The sequence below is a fragment of the Paracoccus angustae genome, from assembly GCF_042648745.1.
GTDB lineage: Bacteria > Pseudomonadota > Alphaproteobacteria > Rhodobacterales > Rhodobacteraceae > Paracoccus > Paracoccus angustae.
In genome coordinates this window covers 180778-194475 of record NZ_JBHRXY010000001.1, presented here as the reverse complement: position 1 = coordinate 194475, position 13698 = coordinate 180778, and the positions used below count along the sequence as shown (strand labels likewise).

General features: G+C 67.7%; 17 protein-coding genes and 1 tRNA gene. 7 read left to right on the top strand and 11 right to left on the bottom strand.

The features are described 5' to 3' along the window. The 5 genes from ACFOM8_RS00925 to ACFOM8_RS00905 are packed head-to-tail and all read left to right on the top strand — an operon-like array spanning position 1 to position 3646. A complete protein-coding gene (locus ACFOM8_RS00925) occupies positions 1–567 on the top strand; it encodes a cytochrome b (protein WP_377758449.1) in 567 nt (188 codons plus the stop codon). Positions 568–571: 4 nt separating this feature from the next. After that, positions 572–1117 carry a TRAP transporter small permease gene (locus tag ACFOM8_RS00920; protein ID WP_377758447.1) on the top strand — a complete coding sequence of 182 codons (546 nt, stop codon included), beginning with the start codon at positions 572–574 and terminating at the stop codon, positions 1115–1117. Beyond that, on the top strand, positions 1114–2373 hold the full coding sequence (locus tag ACFOM8_RS00915; protein WP_377758445.1) for a TRAP transporter large permease: 1260 nt from the start codon (positions 1114–1116) through the stop codon (positions 2371–2373). The genes ACFOM8_RS00920 and ACFOM8_RS00915 overlap by 4 nt, the downstream gene beginning before the upstream one ends. A 4-nt stretch (positions 2374–2377) precedes the next feature. Continuing rightward, a complete protein-coding gene (locus ACFOM8_RS00910) occupies positions 2378–3346 on the top strand; it encodes a TRAP transporter substrate-binding protein (RefSeq protein ID WP_377758443.1) in 969 nt (322 codons plus the stop codon). Between the two features lie 60 nt (positions 3347–3406). Continuing rightward, complete coding sequence (locus tag ACFOM8_RS00905; RefSeq protein WP_377758441.1) at positions 3407–3646, top strand: DUF1236 domain-containing protein; 240 nt, start codon at positions 3407–3409, stop codon at positions 3644–3646. Between the two features lie 58 nt (positions 3647–3704). Here ACFOM8_RS00905 and ACFOM8_RS00900 read toward each other — a convergent pair. The 8 genes from ACFOM8_RS00900 to ACFOM8_RS00865 form a co-directional block, all read right to left on the bottom strand. Beyond that, a tRNA-Arg gene (locus ACFOM8_RS00900) sits at positions 3705–3781 on the bottom strand. Between the two features lie 39 nt (positions 3782–3820). After that, positions 3821–4156 carry an MliC family protein gene (locus ACFOM8_RS00895; protein WP_377758439.1) on the bottom strand — a complete coding sequence of 112 codons (336 nt, stop codon included), beginning with the start codon at positions 4154–4156 and terminating at the stop codon, positions 3821–3823. A gap of 7 nt (positions 4157–4163) precedes the next feature. Next, a complete protein-coding gene (locus ACFOM8_RS00890) occupies positions 4164–4631 on the bottom strand; it encodes a GNAT family N-acetyltransferase (protein ID WP_377758437.1) in 468 nt (155 codons plus the stop codon). Between the two features lie 105 nt (positions 4632–4736). Further along, complete coding sequence (locus ACFOM8_RS00885; RefSeq protein ID WP_377758435.1) at positions 4737–5246, bottom strand: CarD family transcriptional regulator; 510 nt, start codon at positions 5244–5246, stop codon at positions 4737–4739. Positions 5247–5575: 329 nt separating this feature from the next. Further along, complete coding sequence (fdxA, locus tag ACFOM8_RS00880; protein WP_377758433.1) at positions 5576–5914, bottom strand: ferredoxin FdxA; 339 nt, start codon at positions 5912–5914, stop codon at positions 5576–5578. A 156-nt stretch (positions 5915–6070) separates the two neighbouring features. Continuing rightward, on the bottom strand, positions 6071–6349 hold the full coding sequence (locus ACFOM8_RS00875; RefSeq protein ID WP_377758432.1) for an RNA-binding S4 domain-containing protein: 279 nt from the start codon (positions 6347–6349) through the stop codon (positions 6071–6073). After that, a complete protein-coding gene (locus tag ACFOM8_RS00870) occupies positions 6346–9288 on the bottom strand; it encodes a helicase-related protein (protein WP_377758430.1) in 2943 nt (980 codons plus the stop codon). The genes ACFOM8_RS00875 and ACFOM8_RS00870 overlap by 4 nt, the downstream gene beginning before the upstream one ends. 4 nt (positions 9289–9292) lie before the next feature. Beyond that, positions 9293–9796, bottom strand: coding sequence for a hypothetical protein (locus ACFOM8_RS00865; protein WP_377758428.1), 504 nt, complete (start codon positions 9794–9796; stop codon positions 9293–9295). Positions 9797–9948: 152 nt separating this feature from the next. Here ACFOM8_RS00865 and ACFOM8_RS00860 point away from each other — a divergent pair, with 152 nt between their 5' ends. Together ACFOM8_RS00860 and ACFOM8_RS00855 are read left to right on the top strand one after the other, a co-directional pair. Further along, positions 9949–10233: an SCP2 sterol-binding domain-containing protein gene (locus ACFOM8_RS00860; RefSeq protein WP_347139669.1), complete on the top strand. Its 285-nt coding sequence runs from the start codon at positions 9949–9951 to the stop codon at positions 10231–10233. Between the two features lie 47 nt (positions 10234–10280). Continuing rightward, positions 10281–11195 (top strand): alpha/beta fold hydrolase, encoded by a 915-nt coding sequence (locus tag ACFOM8_RS00855; RefSeq protein WP_377758426.1) that lies wholly within the window; start codon positions 10281–10283, stop codon positions 11193–11195. Here the strand turns inward: ACFOM8_RS00855 and ACFOM8_RS00850 are convergent. Genes ACFOM8_RS00850 through ACFOM8_RS00840 form a run of 3 tightly spaced genes read right to left on the bottom strand, consistent with a single transcriptional unit; the run spans position 11192 to position 13690 of the window. Further along, a complete protein-coding gene (locus ACFOM8_RS00850) occupies positions 11192–12127 on the bottom strand; it encodes a hemolysin family protein (RefSeq protein ID WP_377758424.1) in 936 nt (311 codons plus the stop codon). The genes ACFOM8_RS00855 and ACFOM8_RS00850 overlap by 4 nt on opposite strands. After that, positions 12127–12621, bottom strand: a complete 495-nt coding sequence (ybeY, locus tag ACFOM8_RS00845; RefSeq protein WP_377758422.1) for an rRNA maturation RNase YbeY — start codon at positions 12619–12621, stop codon at positions 12127–12129. Before ybeY ends, ACFOM8_RS00850 begins: the two co-directional genes overlap by 1 nt. Continuing rightward, on the bottom strand, positions 12614–13690 hold the full coding sequence (locus ACFOM8_RS00840) for a PhoH family protein (RefSeq protein ID WP_377758420.1): 1077 nt from the start codon (positions 13688–13690) through the stop codon (positions 12614–12616). Before ACFOM8_RS00840 ends, ybeY begins: the two co-directional genes overlap by 8 nt. Positions 13691–13698: the final 8 nt, after the last annotated feature.

The following is a 13698-nucleotide window of genomic DNA, read 5'->3' as shown; positions in this document are numbered from 1 at the left end:
ATGATCCACGCCGCCCCCAGGGTGCCGCTTCGCGATACGCCGCAGGTCTATGGCAAGGTGACACGCCTTCTGCATTGGACCATGGCGGTCCTGATCCTGTGGCAGTTCCTGGGCATGGGGCTGCGCACGGTCTATGGGCGGCAGGACTGGCTGGCGCCCTTTGTGGGCAGCCACGCGCCGGTCGGCACGGCCCTGTTCGCGCTGATCATCCTGCGCGGCCTTTGGGCGCTGGCGAACCGCCGCAACCGCCCGGCGCATGACGGCGGTCTGCTGGGGACCGCTGCAACGGCGGGCCATGGGCTGCTGTATCTGCTGATGCTGGTCATCCCCGGCCTGGCGCTGCTGCGGGCCTGGGGATCGGACCGCGCCTTCGCGCCCTTCGGGTTCGAGATTTTTCCGGCCAGAACGCCAGCCGTCGAATGGACCGGCGCCCTCGCGGGCGCCCTGCACGGGGAACTGGGGTGGTTCCTGCTGGCGCTGGTCGCGGGCCATGTGCTGATGGTCGGGCTGCACCAGGCGATGTGGCGCGACGGCACGCTGGCGCGCATGGCCGGGCGGCGGGGCTGATCCCGTGGCCCCGGACAGCCACATCCTCCAGCGGCTGAGCCGCGCCGTCATGCGGGCCGAGGCGGCCCTGGGCGGCGTCCTTGTCGGCGCGATCCTGATGCTGCTGCTGGCCAATGTCGTGTCGCGCACGGCCGGGCGCCCGCTGATCTGGACGGACGAGCTGGCCGTGCACCTAATGGTGGTGCTGGCCTTTGTCGGCGCGTCGCTGGGCATCGCGCTGCGGGGGCACATGGCCATCGGCCTGCTGCCGGACCGGCTTGGCCCGCGAGGCCGCGCGGCGCTGGCGCTGCTGGCGGACCTGTCGGTTCTGGTCTTCCTGCTGGCGCTGGCGCTGATCCTGTGGCGCTGGTTCGACCTGCCGGGCCTGCTGCGGGCGGGATCGGGCGCGGCGCTGGCGGAACAAAGCTTCAATTTCGTTTACACCGACCCGACCAACACCCTTGGCCTGCGCAAGGTCTGGTTCTGGCTGGCCCTGCCGCTGACCTGCGCGACCGCCCTGGTCCACTGCCTTGCCGCGCTGCATCGGGACATGGGGGCGCTGCGGCCATGACGGCGGGCCTGTCCTTCCTGGCGCTGCTGGGCCTTGGCGCGCCCATCGCCTTTGCCATGATCGCCACGGCGATGATCCTGATCGCCGAGGGCGGAAACACCGCCCTGCTGCAAGGCTTCGGCCAGCAGCTGTTCGCGGGCATCGAAAGCTACAGCCTGCTGTCGTTGCCCTTGTTCATCCTGCTGGGCGAACTGATGGGCGCGGGCGGGATCGGGCGGCGGCTGCTGGCCCTGGCGCAGGCGCTTGTCTGGCCGGTGCGGGCCGGGCTGGCCCATGTGAACCTGCTGGCGAACCTGATGCTGGCCTCGATCCTGGGATCCACCGTGGCGCAGCTGACCGTGATGGCGAGGCTCGCCGTGCCCGAGATGGAGCGCGCGGGCTATCCCCGCGATGTGGCGGCAACCGTCACGGCGGCGGGCGGGCTGCTGGCGCCGGTGGTGCCGCCGTCGATGAACCTGATCGTTTATGCGGCCATCGCGCAGGTGCCGGTCGCGGACATCTTCGTGGCCTCGGTGATCCCCGGCCTGGCCCTGGCCGCGGCATTCGCCGTTGTGATCGCCTGGCTGGGCCGGCGCCACGCCCTGCCGCGCGTGCCCTCGCAACCGGCGGGGGCACGGCTGCGGGCCGTCGTTCAGGCCCTGCCCGCGCTTGTGGTGCCCGCCATCGCCGTGGGATCGATCATCGGCGGCGTCGCCACCCCGACCGAGGCCGCGGCCATAGCCTCGGTCGCGGCGATCCTGGTGGGACGGCTGGTTTATCGCGAACTGCGCCTGCGAGACCTGCCGGGGGCGTTGGTGCGCACCGCCGCGACGGCGGGCGCGGTGCTGTATCTGGTCGCCGCCGCGCAGGTGCTGGCCTGGGTGCTGACCTTCGGCAACCTGCCCGCGCAGGCCGCGGCCTGGGTGCAGGACATGGCCGGAACGCCGCTGATGTTCCTGGTCCTGCTGAACCTGCTGCTGCTGGCCCTGGGCACCGTGCTGGAGCCGATCCCGGCCATCATCCTGACCGCGCCGGTGCTGCTGCCGATCGCGACGGGCGTTTACGGCATCGACCCGCTGGCCTTCGGCGTGATCCTGTGCGCGAATCTCGCGCTTGGGCTGCTGTCGCCGCCGGTGGGCGCGGGGCTGTTCACGGCATCCATGCTGACAGGCGTGCGCGCGGAACGGCTGTCGCTGCTGCTGACCCCCTTCTTTATCGCCATGCTGGCCGTTCTGGCGGGCATGTCCATCGTCGCCGCCTTTCAAGCAGGAACCTGAACCCATGACCATCCTGAAAGCCGCCGCCTGCCTGCTGTTCCTGGCAAGCCCCCTGTCCGCCGAAACGCTGCGCATCGGCATGGTCACGCCGCCTTCGCACCAATGGACGCAATCGGCGCAGAACCTGGCCGACACGCTGGCGCTCGAGACCGAGGGGCGGCTGGACCTGGCCGTGTTCCCGTCGGGCCAGCTGGGGAACGAGGCGCAGATGCTGCAACAGCTGCAATCCGGCGCGCTGGACCTTGCCTTTCTGACGGTCGGAGAGCTTGCGAACCGCAATCCCGATTTCGGCATCCTCGTCGCGCCCTACCTGGTGCCCGACGCCGAAACGGCCGCAAGGCTGCTGGAAGGGAAAACCGCGACCGCGCTGCAAGAAAAGCTGGGCGGGCTTGGCCTGAAGGGGCTTGGACTGGGCATGGCCGGGATGCGGATCGTGCTGGTGTCGGACCCGCTGGCCGAAGGGCAGACCCTGGCGGGCCGCAAGATCCGCACCGTGCCGCTGGCGCAAGAGCTGGATTTCTGGACCCGGGCCGGGGCCGCGCCCACGCCCCTGCCCCTGCCCGAGCTGTTCGACGCCTATACCAACGGCCAGATCGACGGGATGCAGATCGACCTGGAAGGCACCTGGAACACGCGCTTCCACGACTATTCGGCGGCGATCCTCGACACGCAGCACATGATCTTTCCCATGTTCGCCGTGGCCTCGGGGCGGAAATGGCAGACCTACAGCGACAAGGACCGCGCCCTGATCGGCCGCCTGATGACCGAGACCACCGCCGAGATCCGCGAAGCCTATCCGCAGATCGACGCGGACTATCGCGCCAGGCTGACCCAGGCCGGCGCGCCGCTGCAACAGGCCGGTCCCGAGGTCTTCGGCAATGCCGTGGAAAGCTGGTACCAGGAATGGCGCGCCCGCACGCCGCTGCTGGTTGAACTTGAAATCGAGCGGGACAGCCTTCTGGCGAAGCAATAGGTTACGGGCGATCACAAGTCCGGGGCTTGGGAACTTTCGGGCGCCGTTGCCGGGTGGCCCGTGGGCGCGGTGATGGGCGACGTGTCCGAAGACGCGCCGACCCCTGAAACCCGCACCTATGCCCTGGAGAACAGGACGGAGTCCGTGCTGCTGGACGGCGGTCCTGCCATGGGCACGGTGATCCCGGAAACCGCCCCGGTGCAGGCCGTGCCGAACACGCAAAACCAGTATGTCCATGTGAATGACCGGCCAGTTCTGGTCGAACCGGGCAGCCGCAAGATCATTCACATCTACGAATAAGTCCTGCGATCCCGGAACACACCGGCAGGCTGGCCCTTGCGCCAGCCTGTAGCCTTTTTGGCGACCCCGGAAGGGCTCGAACCCTCAACCTGCCGATTAGAAGTCGGCTGCTCTATCCAGTTGAGCTACGGGGCCACGCGCCGACTTTTGCGGGATCGCGCGGCGATGCGCAAGTCACCCTTGCGCGGCGCAGTCGCGGAACAGCGTCGTGTCCTGCCCGTCCGCCCCGAACGAGATCAACGCGTTGTCGCCCTTTGACCAAAGCTGATAGGCATCGGCGCCGTCCCCGCTGCGATAGCGCGCCCCCGAGGCCGAGACGGCCTGGCGCATCCCCAGCAGCTTGCCGTCGATCCGCGCCACCACATAGGCTTCGCCGGAGCCGGGGTTCACGAAGACCACCGGAACCTGGACCCCGCGTTCGCAGACATAGGTGACGGAAACCAGGTCGCCGGTCTGGGCTACGGCCATTGTCGCGGCGCCGCAGGCGGCAAGAATCAGGATGCGGATCATCGTTTCCTCACAAGGCCAGGGTCATGAAGACGCTGTTCGGATCGGGGCGATAGCTGCCGAAGGGCGGGCATTCGGCAAATCCGCCGCGCGCGTAAAGCCCGCGCGCGGCGGCAAAGCCGGGCTGCGCCCCGGTTTCCAGCGACAGGCGCGTCAGGCCCGAGCGGCGCGCGTGCTCGATCAGGTGGTCCAGCATCAGGCGCGACAGGCCACGGCCCCGCGCCTCGGCCAGGACATGCATGGACTTCACCTCTCCATGCGCGTCGTTCAGGCGCTTCAGGGCGGCCATGCCGACAGGCTTGCCGGACCGGCGCAGCACGAAAAAGTCGATGTCGGGCGAAACCAGCGCCTCGCGCGGCAGCATGTGGATCGATTCGGGCGGGGTGTCGGCGTGCATCTCGGCGGCATGGCGCTGAAACAGCAGCGTCAGGTCGTCCGTCAGCGGGGATTGCGGGGCAAAGGAAAGGGGTTCTGTCACGGCGACCTCGGGCGGATGCTGCCGCATCGCTAGCAAGGATCGCGGAGGCCGGCAACCGGACGCAAAAAGGGCGGCCGCCGGGCCGCCCCTTGCCGGGAAAAAGGATCAGGCCGCGCGCGACAGCAGGACTTCCTCGACGCGCTTCTGCGCCGCGCCCTCGTCCAGGCCGCTGACGGCGGCCACTTCGCGGGTCAGGCGGTCCAACGCGGCTTCGTAAAGCTGACGCTCGGAATAGGACTGTTCGCGCTGGTCGTCGTTGCGGTGCAGGTCGCGCACCACCTCGGCGATGGACATCAGGTCGCCCGAATTGATCTTCTGATCGTATTCCTGCGCACGGCGCGACCACATGGCGCGCTTGACGCGGGCCTTGCCCTTCAGCGTTTCCAGCGCACGGTCGATCAGGTCCGGGCTGGACAGGCTGCGCATGCCGATTTCCGTCGCGCGCGAGGTCGGGACGCGCAGGGTCATCTTGTCCTTATCGAACGAGATGACGAACATTTCCAGCCGCAGCCCCGCGACTTCCTGCTCTTCGATCGACACGATCCGGCCCACGCCATGGGCCGGATAGACGACGAAGTCATCGGGGCGGAATTCGTTTTTCTTGGTCTTGGACATCTGGCTTCCTCTAGGTGGTGCCTTCGCGGGGAAGGACACAAAAGAACCGCAAGCGGCCAAGCCGCCTCCGGTCCATATCTCAGTCATCTTTGCGTTTCCGCCCGGCAGAGGGCAGGAAACCGGCGGTGGGGGCGCACATCTTCTGGGCCTCTGACTCCCATCAGATGCGAATATGACGGGAAGATAGCACAAAAATCGCCTAAAAAAAAGCAATTCGATGGGCGCGGCCACGCGACCGGCCGAAAGGCCGATATGCAGTCAGATCAACGAATTGTCCGCCGGGCGACGACAGGCTTGGCCCCGCAACGTCGCGTCACGGAACGCGGGGATCAGTCCCCCTCGCCCGGCGCTTCCGAGAAGTATTTCGCCAGCTTGCCGGGCACCCCGTCCATTTCGGCAGCGGTCGGCAGCGGATCCTTCTTCTGCGTGATGACCGGCCAAATCTCCGAATACTTGCGGTTGAACTCGACCCATTCCTCCATGGCCGGTTCGGTGTCGGGACGGATGGCGTCTGCGGGGCATTCGGGCTCGCAGACGCCGCAGTCGATGCATTCGTCGGGATGAATGACCAGGGTGTTCTCGCCCTCGTAGAAGCAGTCAACGGGACAAACCTCGACGCAGTCGGTATATTTGCACATGATGCAATTATCGGTCACGACATAGGTCATCGCAGGCTCCACTTCCGTCCGAGGCGGTAGTTACGCCCGGCGCCGGGATCATTCAAGGCTGCGGCGGCGGAAAAGACCGTCGTTCCGGCAAATCGGGGCAATGGCAAACAGCCGTTCGGAACGGTTGCCCGCAGCCTGAACGGCAATCCGGCGCGTTCAGCCGCCGGATCCGAGGTCGTGATACAGGCCCTGGGCCTCGATGGCGGGGCCGCGGCGCTGGCCGAGCGCGGTGACTTCCAGCGCCCGGACCTGGCCAAAGGCGGACACGGTGATCCGGTCGCCGGGCCTGACCAGCTTGCCGGGCTTGTTGCAGGCCTGGTCGTTCACCCGCACGCCCCCCGCTTCGATCCGCTCGACGGCGACCGCGCGGGACTTGAAGACCCGCGCGAAGAACAGCCACTTGTCCAGACGCAGCGCGTCCGGAACTTGGGTCACTTCTTGTCCTTCAAGGCCGCGAGGATCGCAAAGGGGCTGTCGGGGTCGGCCTTCTTCTCGGGGCGGGACGAGAAGGTGGCGGGCTTGTTGTGCTGCGGCTTGCCGCCCTTTTTGAAGTTGTCCTTGCCGCGCGGCTTGCCGCCGTCGCCGCGATCCCGGCCTTCCTGCTTTTCGCGGCGTTCGCGATTGGAACGGCCGCCTTCCGGGCGGTCAGGACGTTCGCCGCGGTCGGGGCGTTCGCCCCGGGCTTCGCGCGGCGCGTCCTGGGCGGCGTCGCGGCGCGGGCCGCCGCCGCGCCGGTTCTGCCCATGCCCATCGCCTTGCGGGCGGCGGTGCGGACGCGGCTTGGGCGCCCAGCGGAAGGTATAGAACACCTCCATCTCGGGCGCGGCTTCCTCGACCGGCTCGCCTGCGGCCTCGGCCTCGGCGCGGCGCTTCTCGGCCTGCTCGGCTTCCCAGCGGGCGCGGGTTTCGGCGGCAAGGACGCTTTCCTCCTCGGTCATCGGCGCGTCCGACCCCTCGCCCTCGGGCGCCGGAACCGCGGCCGGCGTCTCGAGTGCCTTGACCTTGGCCCGCTCGCCCTTCTCGGCGGCATAGCCCAGGCCCTCCATCAGGCGCGAGAACTGTTCCAGCGTCATGCCGGTGATCGACAGCATGTCGGGGTTGGCCTCGAAGCCGCCGCGCGTGTCCTGGGTGCGCAAAAGGTCGGCCAGCCGTTCCAGCATGTCGATGCGGATCGCCCGTTCGCCCGCGGGGCGATAGCCCGACAGCGTGTAATGCTGTTCCGGGACATCGGCGATATGCGGGATCGTGACCAGGCCGGGGGGCGGGCTTTCGGGAAAGGTGTCCAGGCCTTCGGCCAGCGACCACAGAACCAGCCGCAGCCGGGTCGGCGCGGGCTTCAGCAGCGCGGGCATGAAGATCGTGAACTGGCCGAAGCGGACGCCATGCTTGCGCAGCGCGCCGCGCGCGTCCTGGTCCAGTTCCTTGACCTCGTTCGCGATGCCCTCGCGCGGCAGCACGCCAAGCGCCTCGACCAGGCGGAAGGCGAAGCCGCGGGCAAGGCCCGTCAGCGCCTCGTCCTTTTGCAGGGCCAGCAAGGGTTCGAACAGGGCCGCGACCTTGCGGTCGATGAAGTGCTGGAGCCGACGCTTGACCTTTTCGGCGATCTCGGGGCCGGCTTCCTCGTCCACGAAGACCTCGACGCCGGGATGCAGCGCATCGGATCCGCGCACCAGCTTGCCCACGGCAGCGGTGCCCCACATCAGGCCGCCCTGCTCGGTGTAGTCAAGCTCGGTATCGGGCGCGTTGTAGAAGCGGTCGGCGCGCAGATGGAACTCGGGGCGCAGCGCCTCGTAGCTGGCGCGATTCAGCATCCGGGCCTCGTCCGCCGATCCGGTCTGGTCGGGACGGAAACGGAAGCCTTCCAGGCGGCCGGCGAACTCGCCCTCGACCGTCACTTCGCCCTTGTCGTTCACTTCGGCCACAAGGCTCTCCTTCTGCTTGAGCCGGCGCAGCAGCACCGCCGTGCGCCGGTCCACAAATCGTTGGGTCAGCGCCGCGTGCAGGGCGTCCGACAAGCGGTCTTCTACCGCGCGCGTCTCGCCGCGCCAATGGCTTTCGTCCTGAACCCAGCCAGATCGTTGGGCGACATAGGTCCAGGTGCGGATATAGGCCAGCCGTTTCGAGACCGCGTCGATGTCGCCATGCGTCCGGTCGATGCGCTTGATGGCATTGCCCAGCCAGTCCGAGGGGATCGCCCCATCTTGCAGAAAGCCGAAGATTCGCGCCAGCAGGCCTGTATGCTCGGCGGGCGAGATGCCGCGGAAATCCGGCACCCGGCAGACATCCCACAGCAGCCTGACATCCTGCCCGCCGCGCACGCGGTCGCGGATTTCGGGAATGTCGCGCAGCGTTTTCAGCGCCTGCACGTCGTCGGCGTCCCGGCCCCGGCCCAGAAGCGCATGGCCCGAAGGCGCTTCCAGGCTTTCGATCAGCCGGTCCATCGTGCCGAACTGCAAGTCCGAATTGCGCCAGGTCAGCCGCTGGATGGGGCCGAAGCGGTGATTCTCGATGGCGTCGATCAGGCCCTCGTCCAGGATCTCGGCCTCGCCGGTTACGCCAAAGGTGCCGGATTCGGTGTGCCGCCCCGCCCGGCCCGCGATCTGGCCCATCTCGTGCGGGAACAAGGGGCGGACGCGGCGGCCGTCGAACTTGTGGGTCGCGGAAAAGGCCACGTGCCGGATGTCGAGGTTCAGGCCCATGCCGATGGCGTCGGTGGCGACCAGGTAATCGACCTCGCCCGCCTGATACATGGCGACCTGGGCGTTTCGGGTGCGCGGCGACAGCGCGCCCATGACCACCGCGCAGCCGCCCTTCTGCCGCCGGATCAGCTCGGCCATGGCATAAACGTCGTCGACCGAAAAGCCCACGATGGCCGACCGCGCGGGCATCCGCGACAGCTTCTTCGATCCCGACCAGGACAGCTGCGACAACCGCTCGCGGCGTTGGAACTGCACGCCGGGGATCAGGTGGGCGATGGCCGGGCGCATCGTGTCGCTGCCCAGGAACAGCGTTTCGTGCAGACCCCGCATCTTCAGCAGCCGGTCGGTGAAGACATGGCCGCGTTCGGGATCGGCGCACAGCTGGATTTCGTCGACGGCCACAAAGTCGGCGGCGATGTCGGGCATGGCCTCGGTCGTGGCGACCCAGTATTGCACCCGGTCGGGGACGATCCGCTCCTCGCCGGTGACAAGGGCCACCACCGAGGGGCCGCGCGCCCTGACGATCCGGTCGTAAACCTCTCGGGCCAGAAGGCGCAGCGGCAGGCCGATCACGCCGGTGCGGTGCGCCAGCATGCGCTCGATCGCGTAATGCGTTTTCCCGGTGTTCGTCGGGCCAAGGATGGCCGTCACCCGGCCGCGTTCATAAATTGTCATGGGCCTAGATATCGGTGCCGTCTTGCTGCCGTTCCAGACGGGCGATGCCGTCGATCGCCTCTTGCTGGTTGGGATGGATGGTCAGGCTTCGGCGATAGGCGGCAAGCGCGCGTTCGGTGTCGCCCGTTTCCTCCAGCATGACGCCCAGCTGCGTCAGAGAGGGAAAATGGCGGGGTTCCAGTTGCAGCGCGCGCGCCAGATCCTGAAAGGCCGGGCCGAACTGGCCGGCCGTCGCATAGGCGGCGGCGCGGGTGTAGAAGCCCGTGGCAAAATCGGGCGCATGATCGGTCAGCGCGGTCAGATGGCCGATGGCCGCGGCCGCATCGCCCCCGTCCAGCGCCTCCTCGCCCCGTTGCAGCAGCAGGTCCATCGCGGCGGAGCCCGACTTCGACCATTCGCGCAGGATGTCCGATTCGGCGATGCGCCAGGCCTCGCCCTCGGGCTCGGCCAGGCGACGGAACAGCGCGTCCATGTCGGGGCTGTCCTGCGCACCCGCCCCGGTCGCCATGACCATAACCGGTAGAATAAAGAAAAACGTAACTATTCGGTGGCGGATTGCCGCGACGACATTATGGATAATGTGGCGGACCAGACGCATATGTTGGATCTTAATCAGCCCGGCCACCGGGCGCCAGTCCCATCGGAAGGGGAAGACCTGAAATGAGCAATGTTGTGAACGCCGCCGTCGAGAAGCTGAACGAAAAGATCGGCAGCTTCGGCTCGACCGCCAAGTTCGTGATCGAGGATGAGGGCGCGATCATGATCGACGAGAATGGCGTTCGTGCCGGCGACGAGGAGGCCGAGGTGACCCTGTTCGCCAGCCGCGACACCTTCGAGGGCATCCTGAACGGCACCGTCAACCCCGCCACCGCGTTCATGATGGGCAAGCTGAAGATCGACGGATCCATGGGCGTGGCCATGCAGCTGGGTCAGGCGCTGTCCTGATCGTTGTGCAGGCGCAGCAGGCCCCTTTTCGGCAACTGCCGGGCGATATGTCCCGCCCGGCGCAGGCATTCTGGGTCCGGGCCGATGACGGGAAAAGGCTGCGGCTGGCGCATTGGGCCGCCGGTGCGGACAGCCGGGGCGGCGTGCTGCTGTTCCCCGGCCGCACCGAATATGTCGAGAAATACGCCGGTGTCGCGCAGTCGCTGAACGCCGGGGGATACCATGTGCTGGCGGTGGACTGGCGCGGCCAGGGCCTGTCGGACCGCCTGCTGCCCGATGCGCGGCTTGGCCATGTCGGACAGTTTTCCGATTACGGACGCGACGTGGCCGAGGTGGTCAGAACGGCGACAGCCATGGACCTGCCGCGTCCCTGGCATCTGCTGGCCCATTCGATGGGCGGCTGCATCGGACTTGCGGCGCTGCATCGGGGGCTGCCGGTCGCGTCGGCGGCCTTTTCGGCGCCGATGTGGGGGATCAACCTGCGGCAGATGCCGCATGGCGTGGCCGTGGGCATCGCCTATCTGGCGGGGCGATTGGGCCGGGGCGCGCGGCCCGCGCCGGGCAGCGGCGGGGCCTTGGGCACCTATGTCCTGGACGAAAGCTTCAGCGCCAACCTGCTGACGGCCGATCCCGACGAATGGTGCCGCATGGTCCGGGAAGCGGCGGCCTGGCCCGACCTGACGCTGGGCGGGGCCAGTTTCGACTGGGTGGGCAAGGCGTTGAACGAATGCCTGCGCCTGTCGCGGCTGAAATCGCCGGTTCTTCCGGCGCTGGCCAGCCTGGGGGGGCAGGAAAAGGTCGTCTCGCCAGCGGCCATCCGCGAACGCCTGGCCCGGTGGCCCGGCGCCAGGCTGCTGGAGATCCCCGATGTCCGGCACGAGATCCTGATGTGCACCCCCGATCACCGCGCCGCCTTCCTGTCGGCGGTGCTGTCGCTGTTCAAGGGCGCTGCGGAAGCCTAGGCCTTTCCGTTGGGCAGCGCCCGGGGGATATGCATCGGTTGAATCTTTGCCGCCGCGCCCGCAAGGCGCAGGCGCACGCGCTTGATGCGGCGCGGATCGGCATCGACCACCTCGAACTCGGCGCCCGAGGCGTGGGGGATCACCTCGCCCTGCGCGGGCAGATGGCCCGCAAGCACGAAGATCAGTCCGCCCAGCGTGTCGATGTCCTCGTCCAGTTCGGCATCCGCCAGGGACAGCCCCGTCTCGGCTTCCACCTCGGACAGGGGGGCGCGGGCCTGGATCAGCCACTGGCCGGGCTTTTCCAGGATCCACAGGCTGCCCTCGGCATCGTCGTGCTCGTCCTCGATCTCGCCGATGACCTGCTCGATCAGATCCTCGATGGTGACAAGGCCGTCCACGCCGCCGTACTCGTCGATCACCAAAGCCATGTGAATGCGTTTCTGCTGCATCTGCTGCAACAGCACCCCGATCGGCATCGACGGCGGCACATACAGCAGCGGACGCAACATCGGGCGCAGGTTGAAGTCGCCGCCCTGCCCGAACCCGTGCTTCAGCGCCAGATCCTTGAGGTGGATCATGCCCAGGGGACTGTCCAGCGTCTCGTCATAGACCGGCAGGCGGGAAAAGCCGTGTTCGCGGAACAGCGCGACCAGATCGTCCAGGCTGCTGGTTTCGGGGGCGGCGACCATCTCGGCCTTGGGAACGGCCACGTCGTCCACGCGCATCCGCCGCAGGTTGACCATGCCGGGCGCGACAGCGGCAGGTCTTTCGCTGTCCTCCGCGTCGTCCTCGGCGCCTTTCAGGGCATCGAAGAAGCGCCCCAGGAAACCGCGCGAACTGGGAAGATCCCGCCCTTCCCCTCCGACACCGTCCGCCTCGGAGGCGGCATCGGCGCCCAGGGGCCCGGCGGGTAATCGAGACTCGGAGCTCATCAGACCTTCTCTTGATAAGGATCGGGGATGTTCAGGCCCGCCAGGATCGAACGCTCTGCGGCCTCCATGGTTTCGCCGTCGGCGTCGTTCATGTGGTCATAGCCCAGCAGATGCAGGGTGGCATGGACCAGCAGATGCGTGACGTGATCGGCGACCGGCTTGCCCTGCGCCTGCGCTTCGGCCAGGCAGGTGTCGAAGGCAATGGCGATGTCGCCCAGTTCCTCCTCGTCCGGCAGGAAGGGCGTGGCGCCGGGTTCGTGCGGCACATGCTCGACCGAGGGCCAGGACAGCACGTTCGTGGCGCGTGGCTTGCCACGGAAATCGGCGTTCAGGGCCGCGATCCGGGCGTCGTCGCAGCCCATGACCACGACCTCGCCGCCGATGCCGTGCCAGGACAGCGCGGCCTTGACGGCGCGGTCGGCCAGGGCCTCAAGCCCCAGGCTTTCCCATCGGTCATCCTCGATGACGCAATCGGTGGATATGTCGTCAGGCATCGCCTCGCATCGCCCGGCGGGGGACGTATTGCCCGCGCGGTTCCTCTGATTCGCCACGCGCCAGGGCGGCGGCATCCTCGGCGTCATACGCCGTGATGATGCGCGCGACAAGCGGGTGGCGCACGACATCCTTGGCGGTGAAGTAGCTGAAGCTGATCCCCTTGACCCCATCCAGGATGCGTTCCGCATCCACCAGGCCCGACAGCATCCCGCGCGGCAGGTCGATCTGGGTGCGGTCGCCGGTCACGACCATGCGCGATCCTTCGCCCAGACGGGTCAGGAACATCTTCATCTGCATGGTGGTGGCGTTCTGCGCCTCGTCCAGGACGACAAAAGCATTGGACAGCGTGCGGCCGCGCATGAAGGCGAGCGGCGCGATCTCGATCCGCTTTTCCTCCATCAGCTTCTGCATCTGCTTGGCGGGAAGGAAATCGTTCAGCGCGTCATACAGCGGCTGCATGTAGGGATCGACCTTTTCCTTCATGTCGCCGGGAAGGAAGCCCAGCCGTTCCCCGGCCTCGACCGCCGGACGCGACAGGATGATCTTGTCCACATGCCCGCCGATCAGCATGGTCACGCCGACCGCCACGGCCAGATAGGTCTTGCCGGTGCCCGCCGGACCGATGCCGAAGGCCAGTTCGTTCTGGAACAGCGACCGGACATAGGCCTTTTGCGCGTCGGTGCGGGGTTCGACCGATTTCTTGCGGGTGCGGAGTTCGTAATCGCCCGCCGCGAACATCTCCATCTGTTCGGCGGGTGTCGTGGGAACGGTGTCATCCACGCCCATGCGCAGCGCGGCCTCGACCTCGGCCAGCGAAACCGGCCGGCCCTGTTCCAGCCGCGCGTAAAGGCCGCGCAGCAGCAGCGCGGCCTCGGCCTGCGCTTCGGGGCCGCCGACAACGGCCAGCTGGTTGCCGCGTCGCAGGATATGGACGCCAAGCGCCTCCTCGATCCGGGCGAGGTGCCGGTCATTGGCGCCGCACAGGTCGATCAGCAGCCGGTTGTCGGGAAATTCCAGCAGGGTTTCAGCCGAAGGGGTCGCAACGGGGGGCGTAGGCGTAAGGCCCAAATCTTTCT

Bases quoted from the DNA above. Each gene is read 5' to 3' on its own strand.
- ACFOM8_RS00925 (WP_377758449.1), top strand. From the start codon at position 1: ATGATCCACGCCGCCCCCAGGGTGCCGCTTCGCGATACGCCGCAGGTC.
- ACFOM8_RS00915 (WP_377758445.1), top strand. From the start codon at position 1,114: ATGACGGCGGGCCTGTCCTTCCTGGCGCTGCTGGGCCTTGGCGCGCCC.
- ACFOM8_RS00910 (WP_377758443.1), top strand. From the start codon at position 2,378: ATGACCATCCTGAAAGCCGCCGCCTGCCTGCTGTTCCTGGCAAGCCCC.
- ACFOM8_RS00895 (WP_377758439.1), bottom strand. From the start codon at position 4,156: ATGATCCGCATCCTGATTCTTGCCGCCTGCGGCGCCGCGACAATGGCC.
- ACFOM8_RS00885 (WP_377758435.1), bottom strand. From the start codon at position 5,246: ATGTCCAAGACCAAGAAAAACGAATTCCGCCCCGATGACTTCGTCGTC.
- fdxA (WP_377758433.1), bottom strand. From the start codon at position 5,914: ATGACCTATGTCGTGACCGATAATTGCATCATGTGCAAATATACCGAC.
- ACFOM8_RS00870 (WP_377758430.1), bottom strand. From the start codon at position 9,288: ATGACAATTTATGAACGCGGCCGGGTGACGGCCATCCTTGGCCCGACG.
- ACFOM8_RS00865 (WP_377758428.1), bottom strand. From the start codon at position 9,796: ATGGCGACCGGGGCGGGTGCGCAGGACAGCCCCGACATGGACGCGCTG.
- ACFOM8_RS00860 (WP_347139669.1), top strand. From the start codon at position 9,949: ATGAGCAATGTTGTGAACGCCGCCGTCGAGAAGCTGAACGAAAAGATC.
- ACFOM8_RS00855 (WP_377758426.1), top strand. From the start codon at position 10,281: ATGTCCCGCCCGGCGCAGGCATTCTGGGTCCGGGCCGATGACGGGAAA.
- ACFOM8_RS00850 (WP_377758424.1), bottom strand. From the start codon at position 12,127: ATGAGCTCCGAGTCTCGATTACCCGCCGGGCCCCTGGGCGCCGATGCC.
- ybeY (WP_377758422.1), bottom strand. From the start codon at position 12,621: ATGCCTGACGACATATCCACCGATTGCGTCATCGAGGATGACCGATGG.